The organism is Acidovorax sp. FW305-C-20-28 (assembly GCF_058783375.1).
Window position 1 is genome coordinate 1 of the sequence record NZ_JBYSYM010000040.1, and the last position, 16,603, is coordinate 16,603.

A 16,603-nucleotide genomic window follows, 5' to 3' on the forward strand; every position below is an offset into this window, starting at 1 on the left:
CTTCTCTTTGGTGACTTTCTCTTGGCGGCCCAAGAGAAAGTTACTGCGCCGCCGGGCGCACATCCCGGCCTCCGCCCTCCACCAAGGCACGCCGCCAAAACAGCACGCAATGGCGCATTTCTTCAAGACACCAAACCAAGCCCCACCAGACACTGCCCCCACAGCAACCTCCGAACCCACCCCATGCAGCTCACGATCAACGGAAAAACCCAACCAGTCCCCACCGGCTGGGAGCAAGAACCCCTCCTCTGGATCCTGCGCGAAACCGCCGGTCTCGTGGGCACCCGCTTCGGCTGCGGCGTAGGCCTGTGCGGCGCCTGCACCGTGCTGGTGGACGGCGAGGCCGCCCGTGCCTGCCTACTCACGGCAGAGGCCCTGCAAGGCCGTGCCATCACCACCATCGAAGGCCTGGCCGCAGCAGATGGCACCCTGCACCCCGTGCAGCAGGCCTGGGTGGCCCACAACGTGCCCCAGTGCGGCTACTGCCAGAGCGGCCAGATCATGGGGGCGGTGGCGCTGCTGCGCGCCACGCCGCAGCCCGACGATGCGCAGATCGACGCCGCCATGGCCAGCCACCTGTGCCGCTGCGGCACGCAGCGGCGCATCCGCGCGGCCATCCACCATGCGGCCGGCAACAACAGCGGCGGAGGGGCGCCCGCATGAAGCGCCGCCACCTGCTGGCCGGCACGGGCCTGGCCGCCATCACCGTGGTGTTCGGTGCCGGCTGCTCGCTGGTGCCTGTGATCCCCAAGCGCCCCACTCCATCCACCGAGAACGCCCAGGGCTGGATACGCCACGATGCCAACGGCCGCTACACCCTGTGGGTGCCCTGCACCGAGATGGGCCAGCAGATCAGCACCGCGTTGCAGGCGCTGGCCGCGGCCGAACTGGGCGTGGCGCCGCAGGCCGTGCAACTGCGCCTGCCCGGCACGGGCGACATCGCCCGCGTGCGCGCCACCGTGGGCAGCGCCAGCGTGCAGGACTTCGCGCTGCCCCTGGCCCAGGCCTGTGCCACCCTGCGTGATGCACTGGCCAGCGGCACCAGCACCGATGGTGCAACCCTGCAGGCCAAGCCCCTGCACGCCAGCGCGCTGCGCAGCTTCCAGGCCCTGGCGTCCGCGCAGCCCGTGGCGCCTGGGTCTGGGGCTTTGGCACCTGCGCCCGGGCAGTTGCACGCCATCGTCACCGGCCAGCCCCTGTTCGCGGGCGATACGCGCTTGCCCGGCATGCTCTATGGCCGGGTGCTGCGCGCGCCCGCATCGGCCGAGCTGGATTCGCGCCCCGGGGCCATGGACGAGGCCGCCGCGCGCGCCGACCCGGCCTGCATCGCCGTGGTGCGCAGCCCGTTGCTGCAGCAGATGAACAGCCTGGGCGTGGGCATCGTGGCGCGCAGCCCGGCGGCGCTGGACCGCATCGAGGCCGCCCTGGCCGTGCAGTGGCAGGTGCAACGGGGTTTCGGGCCCGACGAGATCGCCGAGCGCATCGACATCGACCGGCACCTGGCGCGCGGTGCGCTGCGCCACACACCACGCAGCGACACCATGCCCGAAGGTGAGGTGTGGAGCATCGACCTGCGCATGGACATCCCCCTGGCCGCGCACGCCCCCATCGAGCCGCGCAGCGCCACCGCGGCTTGGAGCCCCAAGGCACAGAAAAGCGGCCCCGTGCTGCGCATCTGGGCCGGCACGCAGGACCTGTTCTACGTGCGCGATGTGCTGGCGCGCCACCTGGCGCTCGATGCCGAGCGCATCGCGGTGCAGGCCTGCCGCGTGGGCGGCGGCTTTGGCGGGCGCACGCTGTGCACGGTGGAGCTGGAAGCCGCCGTGCTGGCCCAGGCCGTGGGCGCACCGGTCAAGGTGCACTGGAGCCGCGCGCAGGAGTTTGCGCAGGGCTTTCAGCGCCCGCCATCGAGCCACCGGGTGCGCGCGCGTGTGCACCAGGGCCGCGTCTCGCACTGGTGGCATGCGTTCGCGAGCAGCCACATCCTCTTCACCCCCGCGGCCATGCCGCCATGGATGCAGGCCTTGGCCGACTTTGCGGGCGACAGCGGCGTGGCGCGCGGCTCGCAGCTGGCCTATGCCGTGCCGCAGCAGCGCACTGAGTTCACGGCCCAGCGCCTGCCGGTGCACACGGGCCCCTGGCGCGGCCTGGGCGCAGGCCCCAACACCCTGGTGGTGGAAAGCGCCATGGACGAATGCGCGCGCCGGGCCGGCACCGACCCGCTGGCCTGGCGTCTGGCCCACACCACCGACGCCCGCCTGGCCGCCGCCTTCGAGCGCGTGGCACGCGAGGCGCGCTGGCCGAAACGCCCCACCAGCGATGCCACCACGCTGCGCGGGCGCGGCATTGCCGGCGGCATCTACAAGGGCGTGAGCTATGCCGCCGCCGTGGCCGACGTGGCGGTGGACCGCGCCAGCGGCCAGGTGCGCGTGACCGCGATCTGGTGCGCCCACGACTGCGGCCTGGTGCTGCAGCCCGATGGCGTGCGCGCCCAGACCGAGGGCAACCTGGTCTGGTGTTTGGGCCTGGTGCTGCACGAGGAGCTGCCCGTGGCCGCATCGCGCGTGGCCGCCGCCACCTTTGCCGACTATGCGCTGCCACGCATGGGCGATGTGCCGCCGCTGCATGTGCACCTGATCGAGAGTGGCGCGCCACCCACCGGAGCGGGCGAGACCGCCATGGTGGCCGGCGCGGGCGCCATCGCCAATGCGCTGCGCGACGCCACGGGCCACCGCTTCACGCGCTTTCCGGTGCGCAGCAAACAGGTGCTGCAGGCCTTGAAGACCTGAAGCATTCATTCACAATGCCCGCCATGCAGGACGACGACCCCAACGACTTCGCCAGCGCGGCCATGGTGCGCCTGCTGGTGCGCGCGATGGCCGCGCAAGGCCTGGCGTTGCCGACCGGCCTGCCCGCGCCCGCTGCCCTGGCCGGCAGCCATGTGCCGCTGGCCTGCAAGCGCGCCGTGGTGCAGGCCGTGCTGGCCCAGGGCGGCCCGGCACTGCTGCTGAATCTGGCGCGACGGGTGCACGGGCTGCAGGGCGACCCGCTGCACCGCGCCCTGCTGGGCGCGAGCGACGTGCCCGGCCTGCTGGCGCGCTGGCAGCGGCTGGAGCGCTATGTGCATTCGGGCCACCAGGTGAGTGTGCTGTCCCACAGCCCGGGCCGCATGGCGCTGCAACACCATGCACGCCCCGGCAAAGGCGGTGCCCCGCAACCACCCGAGAGCCTGGCCGTGCTGGGCGTGCTGCTCGGTTGCTGCGAGGCGCTTGGTGTGTTCGGCCTGGCAGTGCACCTGGGCGGCGGCACCGCACTGCCGCTGTCGGCAGGCGCTGACCAGGCGGCTGCGCTGGCCGGCGCCATCGCCCAGGGCCATGCCAGCCACTGGGCCTTGCACTGGCAGCCTACCGCCGAGGCCGCCTTACCCGAAGCCGCACCGCCGCCCGGCCCGCAGGCCAGCCTGTGCGACGCGCTGCCCTGGCCGCCGCTGGCGCACCAGATCGCACGGCGCGTGCTGCACGACCCCGCGGGCGAACACTCGGTCCACGCACTGGCCCGGTCGCAGGGGCAGGCCAGCCGCACCCTGCAGCGCCACCTGGCCGCGCACGGCCTGAGCTGCCGCGCCATTGCCACCGAGGCGCGCACACGCCGCGCCGCGCAGTGGCTGCTGGACACGCCCCATGGCATCGCCGAGATCGGCTTCGCCTGCGGCTTTGCCGACCAGCCCCACTTCACGCGCGAGTTCGCGCGCCAGGTGGGCATGACGCCGGCGCGCTACCGGCAGGCCTTCGGGGAGGCCGCCCCGCCACCATGCTGAAAGTGGATGGCATGCGGTGCGCAGCCGGCATCGCCGCGCAAGTGGTTTGTTCGTGTAATGGGCCTTCACTCCCCGCAAAGGCCCTGCCCCATGTTGACGAGAGCCATCCGCCCTCCGGGCATCTACCCACCCATCGGCCCCTATGCCCAGGCCATCGAGGCCACGGGCACAAGCCGTCTGCTGTTCGTCAGCGGCACCATGGGGCTTGCGCCCGACAGCAGCCTGCCCAGCGGCTTCGAGGCCCAGGCCCATCGGGTCTGGACCAACATCGGGGCCACGCTCGCGGCGGCCGGCATGGACTTCACCCACCTGGCACAGCTGACCATCTGGCTGGCCCGGCGCGACGACTGGCGCCTGGGCGCCGAGATCCGCCAGCAGTACCTGGGCGACCACCAGGTGGCCATGTCGGTCGTGCAGGCCGGCCTGGTGCACCCCGACTGGTTGATCGAGGTGGATGCCATCGCGGTGGCCTGATTCCCATCAGGCCCTTCTTGGTATCGTGCAGCCAACGATGTTCCGAAGCCCGCCCCCTCCATGAGCAATGAAGTCTCCATCGCCGCCCTGCAGGCCTTTCGCGCGGTGGCGCGCTGCGGCAGCTTCACGGCCGCCGCGGACGATCTGGGCTGCGCCCAGTCGGCCATCAGCCGGCACATCGCCGCGCTTGAGCGCCACCTGGCGCAGACCCTGGTGCTGCGCGGCCACCGCCAGGTGCAGCTCACGGCGGCGGGGCAGCAGTACCTGGAGACGGCCGTGCGTGCACTCGATGAACTGGAGCATGGCGCGCAGCGGCTGGCCCGGCCCTCGGGCGCGCCGCCCACGGTGAAGATACTGGCCATGCCCTCGCTGGCCGCGCGCTGGCTGGTGCCCCGGCTCACGCAGTTGCGCCAGGCCCGCATCGAGGTCGAGATCGAACTGGCCACCTCCATCTGGGATGCCGACTACCGCAAGGAGCGCTTCGACCTGGCCATCCACTACGGCGACGGTGCCTGGCCCGGCGCCCGGCTGCTGATGCCCGACAGCCTGGTGCCGGTGGCCTCGCCCCGGCTGCTGGCCAATTCCGCCCCGCTGCAGATCAAGGACCTGCAACGCTTCACCTGGCTGCACGACTCGCTGCGCAGCAGCAAGTGGCCGCAGTGGCTGGCGGCCCTGCACCAGGAGGGCCTGGCAGGCCAGCGCCAGATGAAGCTGCAGGACACCGAGATCACCCTCACTGCGGCCCAGGCCGGCCTGGGCATCGCCATGGGCCACGGCCCGCTGATCGGCAACGACCTGCTGGAGGGGCGCCTGGTCAAGGCCTGGCCGCAGCATGCGCCGCTGGCCGCGGGCTACCACCTGCTTCGGTCCGCGCGCAGTGCACGCAATGCCGCGGCCCATACGCTGGCCGACTGGCTGATGGACGAGGCCGCGCCAGCGCGCAACGGCACACAGGCATCCTGATCCGGCCCCAGGCTGGCATGCCCGAAGCGGATGGAATGACCCCGCTGCAGGGCATGGGCGATGGCGGCGGTCGCCTTTGTAATGAAGAGCGCGCCCATTCCGGGCCCTGCACGCAAGAAAGGAAATGCCGTATGCAGCCGCTCAACCGCCGAACCGCCGTCCAATCCATCACCACCGCCCTGGCCGCCCTCTCGCTGCCGCGTCTGGCCAGCGCCACCGCCCCGCGCGGGCAGCCGCAGGCCCCGGGCGCCGAAGGCAAACGCATCCTGATCGTCGTGTCCAGCCATGACCGCAAGGGCGGCGACCTGGTGGCCGGGTTCTGGTTTCCCGAACTCACGCACCCCGCCAAGGTGTTTGCCGAAGCAGGCTACCGCTTCGACATCGCCAGCCCGCGCGGCGGCATGCCGCCCTTCGATGGCTTCGACCTCAAGGACGAGGCCAACCGCTGGTTCTGGATCGACCTCGCGCTGCGCAGCCAGCTGGCCCACAGCCTGCCGCTGTCTGCGGTCGATCCCTCGCGCTACGCCGCCATCATGCTCGTGGGCGGCCACGGCCCGATGTGGGACTTTGCGCGCAACCCCGTGCTGGCAACGCTGGTGCGCCGCATCTACGAGCAGGGCGGGATCGTGAGCGCGGTCTGCCACGGCCCGGCCGGGCTGCTCGATGTGCGCTTGTCCGACGGCCGCTCGCTCATCGCAGGCCGCAAGCTCACCGCCTTCACCAACGAAGAGGAGGTCTCGCGCCAGTACGACAAGCTGATCCCCTTCGAGCTGGAGACGGCCCTCAAACAAGGCCAGGCTGTCTTCGAGGAGGCCCCCATTTTCCAGAGCCGCGTGGTCATCGACGGCCGGCTCATCACGGGGCAGAACCCCGCCTCGGCCAAGCCCTTTGGCGAGGCAGTCGTAGCGGCGCTACGGGCGCAGGCGGCATAGCCACCCGGCTATGCCTTGCGCACACGCCGGGGTTTGCGCGCTGGGGCGGGTGCGGCATGCGCCACGCGGTCGCCCAGCCACACATCGGGGTAGTGCTCGAAGGTCTGCTTCATCAGCTCGCGCAACCAGATGATGGCCGGGTCGTGGTGGAAGCGCGAATGCCAGTGCTGGTTGAGCGCAAATGGCGGCAAGGTCACCGGCGGCGGCACCATGCGCACGCTGCCATAGCCCTTGAAGACCTCGGCCAGCTGCAGCGGCACGGTGGCGATGAGTTCGGGGTGGGCGTCCATGAGCAGCGGCACCACCAGGAAGTGCGGCGTGGTGAGAAACAGGTTGCGCTTGACGCCCTGGCGCTCCAGCTCGCTGTCGTAGGCGCCGCTCACGCTGCCCGACAGGGTGACGGCGATCTGCGGCATCTGCTCGAACTGCGCCAGCGTGATCGTGTCGCCCACCGCAGTGTTGCGCGCGCTCACGATGGTGACGAAGGAGTGCATGAACAGCCGCTGCTGGAACAGCCCCTCGGGCGCGCTGCGCATGGAGCCCACGGCCAGGTCGGCCTCGCCCGAGGCCAACACTGCCTCGACCTGGGCGGGTGGCACCTGCAGCGTGTGCAAGGTGCAGTGCGGCGCCTCGCGGCGCAGGCGACTGATGAGCGGGGGCAGAAACACCAGCTCGCCCATGTCCGTCATGCACAGGGTGAAGGCGCGGTGCGCGGTGGCGGGGTCGAAGCGCGCCTCCGACAGCACCTGCTGGCGCAGGATGGCCATCATCGAGAGCACCGGGTCCACCAGGCCCTGCGCCTTGCGCGTGGGCACCATGCCGGCGGCCGTGCTCACGAACAGCGGGTCATCGAAGAAGGCGCGCAGCCGGTTGAGCGCGTGGCTCATGGCGCTCTGGCTCAAATTCAGGCCCTGGGCGGCGCGCGTCACGCTGCGCTCGCGCACCAGGGCGTCGAACACGGCCAGCAGGTTCAGGTCGAGGTCTCCAATATGCACAGGCTTCATTCCTCACATGCACTGCATGCTGTTTACGAATAATGGCCTGCTGCCTATGCTTGCGTCAAGCGTTCACGACGAGGAACGCACCCCACCCGGAGACAAGCCCATGGCCCCCATGACGACACCTTCCAGCGCCTAGCGCCGCATTGTCTCGCTGCCCTGCAGCGCCGCACCTCCCCCCAGCACCTTCGAGCACACCGCGCTGCGGTGAGCCCGCGGCATGCCTCGCCCGGAAAACGCCGAGGCCCGACACCCCACATTCACCCACTACGGAGCCCCACCCATGTTCATCAAGAACACCTGGTACGTCAGCGCCTGGGACCACGAAGTCCCGCACGAGGGCCTGTTCGCCCGCACCATCACCGGCATCCCCATCCTGCTGTACCGCGACAGCACGGGCGCCATCGTCGCACTGGAAGACCGCTGCTGCCACCGCGGCGCCCCGCTCTCGGTGGGCCGGCGCGAAGGTGACTGCGTGCGCTGCCTGTACCACGGCCTCAAGTTCGACAGCAGCGGCCAGTGCGTGGAGGCACCCGCGCAGGACCGCCTCCCCCCGCAGGCGCGGGTGCGCAAGTTCCCGGTGGTGGAGCGCCACCGCTGGGTCTGGATCTGGATGGGCGACGCCGGCCGCGCCGACCCCGCGCTGATCCCCGACACCCAGTGGCTGGACCATCCCGACTGGCGCAGCCAGGACGGCTACATCCACTACGACGTGAACTACCTGCTGATCTGCGACAACCTGCTGGACTTTTCGCACCTGCCCTTCGTGCACCCGGGCACGCTGGGCGGCAGCGCCGACTACGCCGCCGCCCGGCCCCAGGTGGAGCGCATCGAGGGCGGCGTGCGCATCACGCGCTGGGCCATCGATACCGAGGCACCGGCCTTTGCCAAGGCGGTGAAGACCTGGCCGGGCAAGGTGGACCGCTGGAACATCTACAACTTCACCATCCCGGCCGTGCTGCTCATGGACTCGGGCATGGCGCCCACGGGCACCGGCGCGCGGGAGGGCCATCGCGTGGACGCCGCCGAGTTCCGCGGCTGCCAGGCCATCACGCCCGAGACGGAGAACTCCACGCACTACTTCTTCGCCCACCCGCACAACTTCGCCATCGACCAGCCCGAGGTGACCGCCTCCATCCACCAAGCGGTGGTGACCGCCTTCGACGAAGACCGCGACATCATCACCGCGCAGCAAAAGAGCCTGGCCCTAGCACCCGATTTCAAGATGGTGCCGTTTGCCATGGACGCCGCGCTATCGCAGTTCCGCTGGGTGGTGCAGCAGCGCCTGCAGCAGGAGGCGGCCGAAGAAGCGCTGCCGGCCGCGCAGGCCGGCGCGCAGCCGGTGCACATCGTGCGCCCAGCCCCACAGACGACCTGACTGCTCAGCCCATACCCACAACAACCCCAGGAGACAAACCACCATGCTGACCACCCACCTCGTGCGCGCCCTGACGCTCGCCATAACGCTCGCCGCCCTGCTGCCGGCCGCCGCCCTGGCCCAGGACGCTCCCTATCCCGCCAAGCCCGTGCGCGTGGTCGTGCCCTACCCGGCAGGCGGCGCCACCGACTTCATCGCCCGCACCATCGGCGAGCGCCTGTCCAAATCGCTGGGCCAGGCCATCGTGGTGGACAACAAGCCCGGTGCCGCAGGCGGCCTGGGCGCCGGGGAGGTGGCGCGCGCCAAGGCCGACGGCTACACCCTGCTGCTGACCATCACCGACACGCAGATCAACAACACCGCGCTGTTCAAATCCCTGCCCTACGACCCGCAGAAGGACTTCGCCTTCATCACCCAGGTGGTGCGCAGCCCCGCGCTGGTCTCGGTGAACGCCGAGACCCCGGTCAAGAGCATGCAGGACCTCAAGCAGTTGGCCACGAGCCGCAAGGGCAAGCTCAGCTATGCCTCCTGGGGCATCGGCGGCCTGGGGCACCTGGCGGGCGAAAGCCTCAACCGCGAACTGCAGGCCGACATGGTGCATTCGCCCCAGCGCGGCGAGGGGCCGGTGGTGACGGACCTGCTGTCCAAAACGGTGGACATCGGCCTGTCGAGCGTGGCCAGCGCCAAGCAGCATGTGCACGCGGGCAAGCTCACGCCCCTGGCGGTGCTGGGCCGCGACCGGTCCACCGCCCTGCCCCAGGTGCCCACCTTGCGCGAGCTGGGCTTTGCCGACCCGCTGTTCGACACCAATGTGTGGATCGCCGTGCTGGCCCCGGCCCGCACGCCCGCGCCCATCGTCAAGCGCCTGGCCGACGAGATACGCGCCATCGTCGCCACGCCCGAACTGGCAGCGCAGTACACCGAGCGCGGCTTCGAGGTGATGAACACCACGCCCGAGCAGTTCGCCGCCAGCTACCGGGCCGAGTTCGGCGTCATCACCAGGCGCATGCGCGACTTCGGCGTGGAGGCGCAGTGACCCCGCTCGCCCCCGCTCCCACACCCTTGCTGGCCCTGCGCGTGCACGCCGTGCGCGCCGAGGCGCGCGACGTGCTCTCCATCGAGCTGCGCAGCGCGGGCGGCAGCGCGCTGCCGCCCTTCACGCCCGGCGCGCACCTGGAGATCACGCTGCCTGCCGGTGCCGATGGCCGGCCGGCCCTGGTGCGCCACTACTCGCTGTGCAACAGCGCGGCCGAAACGCACCGCTACGTGGTCGCCGTGGGCCTGGCGCCCGCCAGCCGCGGCGGCTCGCTGGCCATGCACGAGCAGCTGCGCGTGGGCCAGGTGCTGCAGGCGCGCCCGCCGCGCAATCACTTCGCGCTGGCCGAGGGCGCAGCGCACTACCGCTTCATCGCGGGCGGCATCGGGATCACGCCCATTCTGTCCATGCTGCGCTGGTGCGAGGCCCAAGGCCAGCCCTGGTCGCTGCTGTACTGCACGCGCAGCCGGGTGCGCACCGCCTTTTACGAAGAACTGCGCGCTTACGGCCCGCACGCGCAGTTCCACTTCGACGACGAGGCCGGCGGGCAGCCTGCCGACCTGGCACAGGCACTGAGCCACCCGGTGCCCGGCGAACACCTCCACTGCTGCGGCCCGGCCCCGCTGATGCGCGCCGTGCAGGCCGCCAGCGCGCAGCGGCCACCCGGCACGGTGCACTTCGAATGGTTTTCTGCGGGCGATTCGGCCCCTGCCGCCCAGGCCCCGGCGGACAGCGCCGACAGCGGCTTCGACATCGTCCTGGCGCAGAGCGGCCAGCGGCTGCATGTGCCGCCGGGCCAGAGCATCCTCGACACGCTGGAGCAGCACGGCATCGGCGTGCCCTTTGCCTGCCGTGAGGGCCTGTGCCGCACCTGCGAGACCGGGCTGTGCGGCGGCGAGGCGGACCACCGCGACCTGGTGCTGAGCGATGCAGAGCGTGCGGGGCAGAAGACGATTCTGCTGTGCGTGTCGCGCGCGAAGGGTGCGGTGCTGGAACTGGACCTGTAGGCCGGTACGATGGGGCACCCCGCACCCGCCAGCGCCATGGAAACCCAACACCCGCTCTACACCATTGCCCACCTCCAGGTAGACGCCTCTGCCCAGGCCTTCATCGACGGCATTCGGCGCCAGCACGATCCGCAGGTGGACTTGGTGGCGCCGCATTTCACGCTGGTGTTCGGTTGCACGGCCGTGGTCGAAGCGGACTACCTGGCCCATGTGGCAAGGCTTGCCGGCCACACGCCGGCCATCCGCTTCCATTGCCGCCATGCCACGCTGCACGCGGGCGGACCGGACGGCATGGCCCATGTGTTCCTGGTGCCGGACGAAGGCCACAGCGCCATCGCGCTGCTGCACGACCGGCTCTACACCGGCGCGCTGGCGGCACATCTGCGGCTCGACATCCCCTATGTGCCGCACATCACGGTGGCTGCCACCCGGGATGTGGCAGCGGCAAAGGCCCTGTGCGATGGGCTCAACGAACGCGGTGTCGACATCGCAGGCCAGCTGGTAGCCCTGACGGTGGGCGCGCTGCAAGGCGGCCGGCTGCAGGCCCTTGCAGAACTGCCACTGGCTTAGGCCCCATCCTCCCGCAACCGCCGCCACAACGTCGATCGGCTGATGCCCAGCAGGGCGCAGGCCTGGGCCTGGTCGCCCTGTACCGACTGCAGCACCTCGCGCACGCGCTGGCGTTCTGCCGCCAGGCGCGCACCCTTGAGCAGGCGCTCGCGCACCAGCGCCGGGCGCTCCTGCGTGCATTCGGGGAAGACCTCGAGCAGCCGGGCGCGGTCCATCCGGCCGCCCGGGGCCACCCATGCGTGGCAGGCCAGCAGGCGTTCGACCAGGTTCTCCAGCTCGCGCACATTGCCGGGCCAGCCATAGCCCGCGGCCAGGTCCAGCAGTGCGGCCAGCCAGGCCTCGGCCTGCGCCTGCGCTACGCCCACCGCGGCCGTGCGGCGCGCCAGCAGACTGGCGGCCAGCGCGGCGATGTCGTCCGTGCGCTCGCGCAGGGGCGGGGTTGCGATGCGCAGCACCGCCAGGCGGTAGTACAGGTCGCGCCGGAACAGGCCGCGCTCCACCTGGGCCGCCAGGTCGGCGTGGGTGGCCGCGATCACGCGCAGGTCCACCGGCACGGCCGCCGTGGCCCCCAGGCGCAGCACCTCGCGCTCCTGCAGCACGCGCAGCAGGCGGGTCTGCAGGGCCAGCGGCATGTCGCCGATCTCGTCGAGGAACAGGGTGCCCGTGTGCGCGGCCTCGATCAGGCCCGTCTTGCCGCCGCGCCGCGCGCCGGTGAAGGCGCCCTCTTCGTAGCCGAACAGCTCGCTTTCCAGCAGGCTTTCGCTGAGCGCGGCGCAGTTCACCGCCAGAAAGGGCTGGCTCGCGCGCCGGCTGGCGGCATGGATGCCCTGGGCCACCAGTTCCTTGCCCGTGCCGCTTTCGCCGGTGACAAGCAGGGTGGCATCGCTGGCCGCGCACTGCAGCGCCAGCTCGCGCACGCGCCGCGCGGCGGGGCTGGTGCCCGCATACGCTTCGATGCGGTAGCGCGCGGGCGCGCCGCGCTGGCGCTGGTTGGCGCGCAGGTGGCGGTCGGCGCGCTGGATAACGACCGGGTCGCGGCACACCAGCAGGGCGCCGGTGACCTCGCCCCCTTCGATGATGGGTGCGCGCCGCACGACCAATGTGCGCGCGCCGATCTGCAGCACCTCCTCGGCCGGTGCCTCGTCGTGCAGCTGCAGCGTGGCGCCCAGGTCGAGCACGGGGTCCACCTCGCTGAGCACGCGGCCGGCCAGCTGTGCGGCCGGGGCGCCCAGCAGCTGGGCCATGGTGGGGTTCAGGGCCTCGATGCGCTGGCGCGTGTCCACGGCCACCACGCCATCCTGCAGCTGGCCGAGGATGGTGCCCAGGCGCTCGTGGCGCGCGCGCTCCGCACGGCTGTGGCGGGCCAGGTGCACGGCATCGTGCAGCGCCTGGCGCACGGCCTCGTCCGAGTACATGAGCACGCTGGCGATGCCGGCCTGCTCCGCCAGGTCGGACACCAGGCCAGGGGCCACCACCGCCCCGACGCCGGCCGCGCGCAGGGCCTCCACACAGGCGGGCGCGTCCTCGGGGTTGCGGTAGCTGAACTGGGCAATGCCCATGCCGAACAGCGCATCGAGCTGCGCCAGGTGCTGCGAGGGCCCGTCGAACGACACCAGCCCCACCCGGGGCGACAGGGCCCGTGCCGCGGCCAGCGCACGCATCAGGTCGAAGCCCCGCACCTCCACCATGGCCACCGGTATGTCCAGGTGCTGGCGCAGCCACTGGCCGCTGGCGCCTGCGGCCACCACGGCGTCCACCGGGCTTTCGGCATGCAGGGCGCGCACCGCCGCCACGGCCTCGTCGAAGGCCTGGCCCACGAGTTCGATCTGCGCCTGCGCCGCCACCTCCGGCACCAGGCGCGCCAGCACCCGGCCCAGGCGGTGCCGGGCCACGGCGACGATGCGCAGCGGGCGGGTGGCCAGCGGCATGAAGGGGGTCAGGGCGGGACTTGAAGGTTTCATATCAATTCATTTCATTGTCTCACCATTGAAATGAAATTGAATAAATGGCATCCACACGCCCATCAGACATTTGGAATAAGTGTTTGTAAATCAATGGCTTGCAGCTTCATACACACAATGGAAGCCGGTGGCACACTGTTTGCAGAAACAGTGGGGCGAATCCTTTGCCCCTTCATCCAACAACAGGAGACACCCATGCACCCAATCCCCCGCCGTACCCTCCTGGCCTGCGCGCTCGCTGCCACCGCCTGCGCCCTGCCCCTGGCGGCACAGGCCCAGGCCTGGCCGGCCAAGACCATCCGCTTCGTCGTGCCGTTCTCGTCCGGCGGGGCCAACGACCTCATGGCGCGCGCCGCGGCCGAAGGCGCCGCCAAGGCGCTGGGCCAGGCTGTCATCATCGACAACCGCCCCGGTGCGGGCGGCTCGCTGGGCACCGACCTGGTGGCCAAGAGCGCACCCGACGGCTACACCTTTCTGATCAGCGCGGCCGGCGTCATCTCCAACAGCATGATCAAGAAGTCCCTGCCCTTCAAGGACGAGGACCTGGTGCCCGTGGCCATGATCGGCCTGGCACCCTCGGTGGTGGTGGTGCCCAAGTCGGCACCGTACGAGAACCTGCGCGACTTCGTCGAGGCATCGAAGAAGGGTGTGGGCTTCAACTTCGCCACGGCCGGCACCGGCAGCACGCCGCACTTCGTGGCCGAGATGCTCAACGTGAAGTATGGCGCCAAGCTGCAGCCCGTGCCCTACAAGAGCGGCTCGGAAAGCACCACCGCCGTGCTGGGCGGCCAGGTGGACGGCACGTCGGAGGCCAGCATCATCGCGCTGCCGCACATCCGTGGCGACGGCAAGTTCAAGGCCCTGGCCACCACCTGGACGCAGCGCATCTCGGCCTACCCACAGCTCTCGACGGCGGTCGAGCAGGGCTTCCCGGAACTGCAGATCGCGCACTGGGCCGGCCTGCATGCGCCGCGCGGCACGCCGGCCGACATCCTGGACAAGGTGGCCGCCGCCGTGGACAAAGCCATGCAGGACCCTGCCGCCGTCGCCAAGCTCAAGGGCATGGGCATCGAGCCCATCGGCGGCACGCGCGCGGAGTTCGTGAAATTCGTCGACGCCGAGCGCAAGCGCCTGGGCGAGATCGTCAAGGCCTCGCAGATGCAGGAGAAGTGAGCCGCGCTCCCTCTGCTTTCCTTTCCTCCAATACATCCATGAATACCAAGCAGCAACTGCGCGCTCTGGCCGGGGCGCGCCGCGGCACCCTCGTGCCGGGTGCCTTCAACGCCCTCTCGGCCCGGGTCATCGAAGACCTGGGCTTCGAGGCCCTGTACATCACCGGTGCAGGCGTCACCAACATGTGGTTCGGCATGCCGGACCAGGGCTTCGTCGGCCTGTCCGAGATGGCCGAGCACACGGCACGCATCCGCGACGCCGTGGGCCTGCCGCTGATCGTCGATGCCGACACCGGCTTTGGCAACGCGCTGAACGTGCGCCACACGGTGCGCACGCTGGAGCGTGCGGGCGCCGACTGCATCCAGTTCGAGGACCAGGTCGCGCCCAAGCGCTGCGGCCATTTTTCGGGCAAGGACGTCATCAGCACCGAAGAGGCGGTCAGCAAGATCAAGGCGGCCGTCGATGCGCGGCAGGACAGCGACCTCCTGATCCTCGCGCGCACCGATGCCTGCGCCGTGCACGGCTTCGAGGCCGCAGTCGAGCGCGCACAGCGCTTTGCCGAGGCGGGTGCCGACATCCTCTTCGTCGAGGCCGTCACAACGGCCGACGAGATCCGCGCCCTGCCCCAGCGCCTGGGCAGCCCCCAGCTCATGAACATGGTGGTGGGCGGCAAGACCCCCATCTTCGGCGCCGACGAACTCGCTGGCCTGGGCTATGGCCTGGTGCTGTACGCCAACGCCGCCCTGCAGGGCGCCGTGGCCGGCATGCAAAAGGCGCTGACGGTGCTGCGCGACGAGCGCAGCCTGCAGGAAGACCCGGCCCTGGTGGCCCCGTTCGCCGAGCGCCAGCGCCTGGTGGGCAAGCCCGCCTGGGACGCGCTGGAGCGCCGCTACAGCTGAGGGTGCGCCCAGGGCTGTACCCTGGGCCTCCCTTGCGCCAGGTCAAAGAGACCACCAGCACCATGGTCAAAATAAAGAGTCATTTGAAATACCTCTTAAAATAAACATATCAAATGAATCTTTAAAGGAACGCCATGAACGCCCGTGATCCCGCCGCCTTCCACCCAGGCCCCGTTGCTGCCCACAGCGCAGCGCCTTTCACCCTGGACGCGCAGCAGCTGATCGGGCAGATCGCGGTGCAGCTGCCGGGCGCCACGGCGGTGTTCCGGCGGCTCAAGCTCGATTTCTGCTGCGGCGGCCATGTGAGCCTGGCGCAGGCCGCGGCCGGCAAGGGGCTCGATGCCGAAGCGGTGGTGGCCGAGCTGGCGCAGCTGCAGCACGGCGAGGCCCTGCCCCTGGCCGGCGCCAGCGCCACGGCGCTTATCGACCTGATTCTGGCGCGCTACCACGAGGTGCACCGCCAGCAGCTGCCCGAGCTGATCCGCATGGCCCGGCGCGTGGAGGCCGTGCACCGCGATCACCCTGCCGTGCCCGCCGGCCTGGCCGATGCGCTGGAAGAAACCCATGCGGAGCTGCTGGACCACATGGGCAAGGAGGAGGCCGTGCTGTTCCCCCTGCTGCGCCAGGGCGGCAACCCGTTCCTGGGCATGCCCATCAGCGTGATGCGGGCCGAGCACACGGACCACGGTGCCGCGCTGGATCGGCTGAATGCGCTGACCCACGACACCGCCCCGCCCGAGGATGCCTGCACCACCTGGCGTGCGCTCTATGCGGGCATCGCGCAGTTCTGCGACGACCTGATCAGCCACATCCACCTGGAGAACAATGTGCTGTTCCCGCCCTTCGAGGCCCAGGCCGGCGCAGCGCATGGCCTGGACACCGGCGCATCGGACTGCGCCAGCCCGCGCTGCGGCTGCCATTGAAGGCAGGGGTACCGCGATGACCGAAGCGACGACGACCTATCTGGAACCCAGCGCCGACAGCATGGCCACGCTGGTGCATGCCTTCTACGCCGACGTGCGCGCGCACCCGCTGCTGGGGCCCGTGTTCGAGGCCGCGCTGCACGGCCGCTGGGACGAGCACCTGGCGCGGCTGGTGGACTTCTGGTGCACGGTGGCGCTGGGGCAGCGGCGCTTCAAGGGTGGCGACGTGTTCGGCAAACACATGGCGCTTTCGGGCGTCACGCCCACGCACTTTGCGGCCTGGGTGGGGCTGTGGCAGCAGCACACCAGCCGGCTGTTCGCGCCCGACTTTGCGCAGGAGCTGCAGATTGCGGCGCATGGCATTGCGCGCAACCTGTTCAGGGGCTACTTCGGACAGGACCCTGCATTCGCCGCCCCACGGGAGGGCGGGCACACAGCGCACCCCTGACCCACCTGGGAACCTGGGATGGGG

General features: G+C 70.6%; 16 protein-coding genes. 14 read left to right on the forward strand and 2 right to left on the reverse strand.

Annotated elements, in window-relative coordinates; genetic code table 11:
• Positions 1 to 183: 183 nt before the first annotated feature.
• The 6 genes from AC3WOH_RS30395 to AC3WOH_RS30420 all read left to right on the forward strand — a co-directional run bounded on the left by AC3WOH_RS30395 (position 184) and on the right by AC3WOH_RS30420 (position 6,186).
• Positions 184 to 663 (forward strand): (2Fe-2S)-binding protein, encoded by a 480-nt coding sequence (locus tag AC3WOH_RS30395; RefSeq protein ID WP_492233035.1) that lies wholly within the window; start codon positions 184 to 186, stop codon positions 661 to 663.
• On the forward strand, positions 660 to 2,789 hold the full coding sequence (locus AC3WOH_RS30400) for a xanthine dehydrogenase family protein molybdopterin-binding subunit (RefSeq protein ID WP_492233036.1): 2,130 nt from the start codon (positions 660 to 662) through the stop codon (positions 2,787 to 2,789). The genes AC3WOH_RS30395 and AC3WOH_RS30400 overlap by 4 nt, the downstream gene beginning before the upstream one ends.
• A 14-nt stretch (positions 2,790 to 2,803) precedes the next feature.
• A complete protein-coding gene (locus tag AC3WOH_RS30405; protein WP_492233037.1) occupies positions 2,804 to 3,817 on the forward strand; it encodes a helix-turn-helix transcriptional regulator in 1,014 nt (337 codons plus the stop codon).
• 90 nt (positions 3,818 to 3,907) lie between these two features.
• A complete protein-coding gene (locus tag AC3WOH_RS30410; protein WP_492233038.1) occupies positions 3,908 to 4,291 on the forward strand; it encodes a RidA family protein in 384 nt (127 codons plus the stop codon).
• A 60-nt stretch (positions 4,292 to 4,351) separates the two neighbouring features.
• Positions 4,352 to 5,254 (forward strand): LysR substrate-binding domain-containing protein, encoded by a 903-nt coding sequence (locus tag AC3WOH_RS30415; RefSeq protein WP_492233039.1) that lies wholly within the window; start codon positions 4,352 to 4,354, stop codon positions 5,252 to 5,254.
• A 131-nt stretch (positions 5,255 to 5,385) separates the two neighbouring features.
• Positions 5,386 to 6,186: a type 1 glutamine amidotransferase domain-containing protein gene (locus AC3WOH_RS30420; protein ID WP_492233040.1), complete on the forward strand. Its 801-nt coding sequence runs from the start codon at positions 5,386 to 5,388 to the stop codon at positions 6,184 to 6,186.
• An 8-nt stretch (positions 6,187 to 6,194) separates the two neighbouring features.
• Here AC3WOH_RS30420 and AC3WOH_RS30425 read toward each other — a convergent pair whose 3' ends face one another.
• On the reverse strand, positions 6,195 to 7,190 hold the full coding sequence (locus AC3WOH_RS30425) for a LysR family transcriptional regulator (RefSeq protein ID WP_492233041.1): 996 nt from the start codon (positions 7,188 to 7,190) through the stop codon (positions 6,195 to 6,197).
• Between the two features lie 277 nt (positions 7,191 to 7,467).
• Here AC3WOH_RS30425 and AC3WOH_RS30430 point away from each other — a divergent pair, with 277 nt between their 5' ends.
• Genes AC3WOH_RS30430 through AC3WOH_RS30445 form a run of 4 tightly spaced genes read left to right on the forward strand, consistent with a single transcriptional unit; the run spans position 7,468 to position 11,175 of the window.
• Positions 7,468 to 8,562: an aromatic ring-hydroxylating dioxygenase subunit alpha gene (locus AC3WOH_RS30430; protein WP_492233042.1), complete on the forward strand. Its 1,095-nt coding sequence runs from the start codon at positions 7,468 to 7,470 to the stop codon at positions 8,560 to 8,562.
• Between the two features lie 43 nt (positions 8,563 to 8,605).
• On the forward strand, positions 8,606 to 9,598 hold the full coding sequence (locus AC3WOH_RS30435) for a tripartite tricarboxylate transporter substrate binding protein (protein WP_492233043.1): 993 nt from the start codon (positions 8,606 to 8,608) through the stop codon (positions 9,596 to 9,598).
• Positions 9,595 to 10,605 (forward strand): PDR/VanB family oxidoreductase, encoded by a 1,011-nt coding sequence (locus tag AC3WOH_RS30440; RefSeq protein WP_492233044.1) that lies wholly within the window; start codon positions 9,595 to 9,597, stop codon positions 10,603 to 10,605. The genes AC3WOH_RS30435 and AC3WOH_RS30440 overlap by 4 nt, the downstream gene beginning before the upstream one ends.
• A 36-nt stretch (positions 10,606 to 10,641) precedes the next feature.
• Positions 10,642 to 11,175 carry a 2'-5' RNA ligase family protein gene (locus AC3WOH_RS30445; RefSeq protein ID WP_492233045.1) on the forward strand — a complete coding sequence of 178 codons (534 nt, stop codon included), beginning with the start codon at positions 10,642 to 10,644 and terminating at the stop codon, positions 11,173 to 11,175.
• On the opposite strand, the gene prpR is transcribed toward AC3WOH_RS30445, so the two are convergent.
• Complete coding sequence (prpR, locus tag AC3WOH_RS30450; protein WP_492233046.1) at positions 11,172 to 13,136, reverse strand: propionate catabolism operon regulatory protein PrpR; 1,965 nt, start codon at positions 13,134 to 13,136, stop codon at positions 11,172 to 11,174. The genes AC3WOH_RS30445 and prpR overlap by 4 nt on opposite strands.
• Positions 13,137 to 13,331: 195 nt before the next feature.
• On the opposite strand from prpR, the gene AC3WOH_RS30455 reads away from it, so the two are divergent.
• The 4 genes from AC3WOH_RS30455 (at position 13,332) to AC3WOH_RS30470 (ending at position 16,579) form a co-directional block, all read left to right on the forward strand.
• On the forward strand, positions 13,332 to 14,309 hold the full coding sequence (locus tag AC3WOH_RS30455; protein ID WP_492233047.1) for a tripartite tricarboxylate transporter substrate binding protein: 978 nt from the start codon (positions 13,332 to 13,334) through the stop codon (positions 14,307 to 14,309).
• 38 nt (positions 14,310 to 14,347) lie between these two features.
• Positions 14,348 to 15,208 carry an isocitrate lyase/PEP mutase family protein gene (locus AC3WOH_RS30460; protein WP_492233048.1) on the forward strand — a complete coding sequence of 287 codons (861 nt, stop codon included), beginning with the start codon at positions 14,348 to 14,350 and terminating at the stop codon, positions 15,206 to 15,208.
• Positions 15,209 to 15,342: 134 nt separating this feature from the next.
• Positions 15,343 to 16,131, forward strand: coding sequence for an iron-sulfur cluster repair protein YtfE (gene ytfE, locus AC3WOH_RS30465; RefSeq protein WP_492233049.1), 789 nt, complete (start codon positions 15,343 to 15,345; stop codon positions 16,129 to 16,131).
• A 16-nt stretch (positions 16,132 to 16,147) separates the two neighbouring features.
• Complete coding sequence (locus AC3WOH_RS30470; RefSeq protein WP_492233050.1) at positions 16,148 to 16,579, forward strand: group III truncated hemoglobin; 432 nt, start codon at positions 16,148 to 16,150, stop codon at positions 16,577 to 16,579.
• Positions 16,580 to 16,603 lie beyond the last annotated feature (24 nt).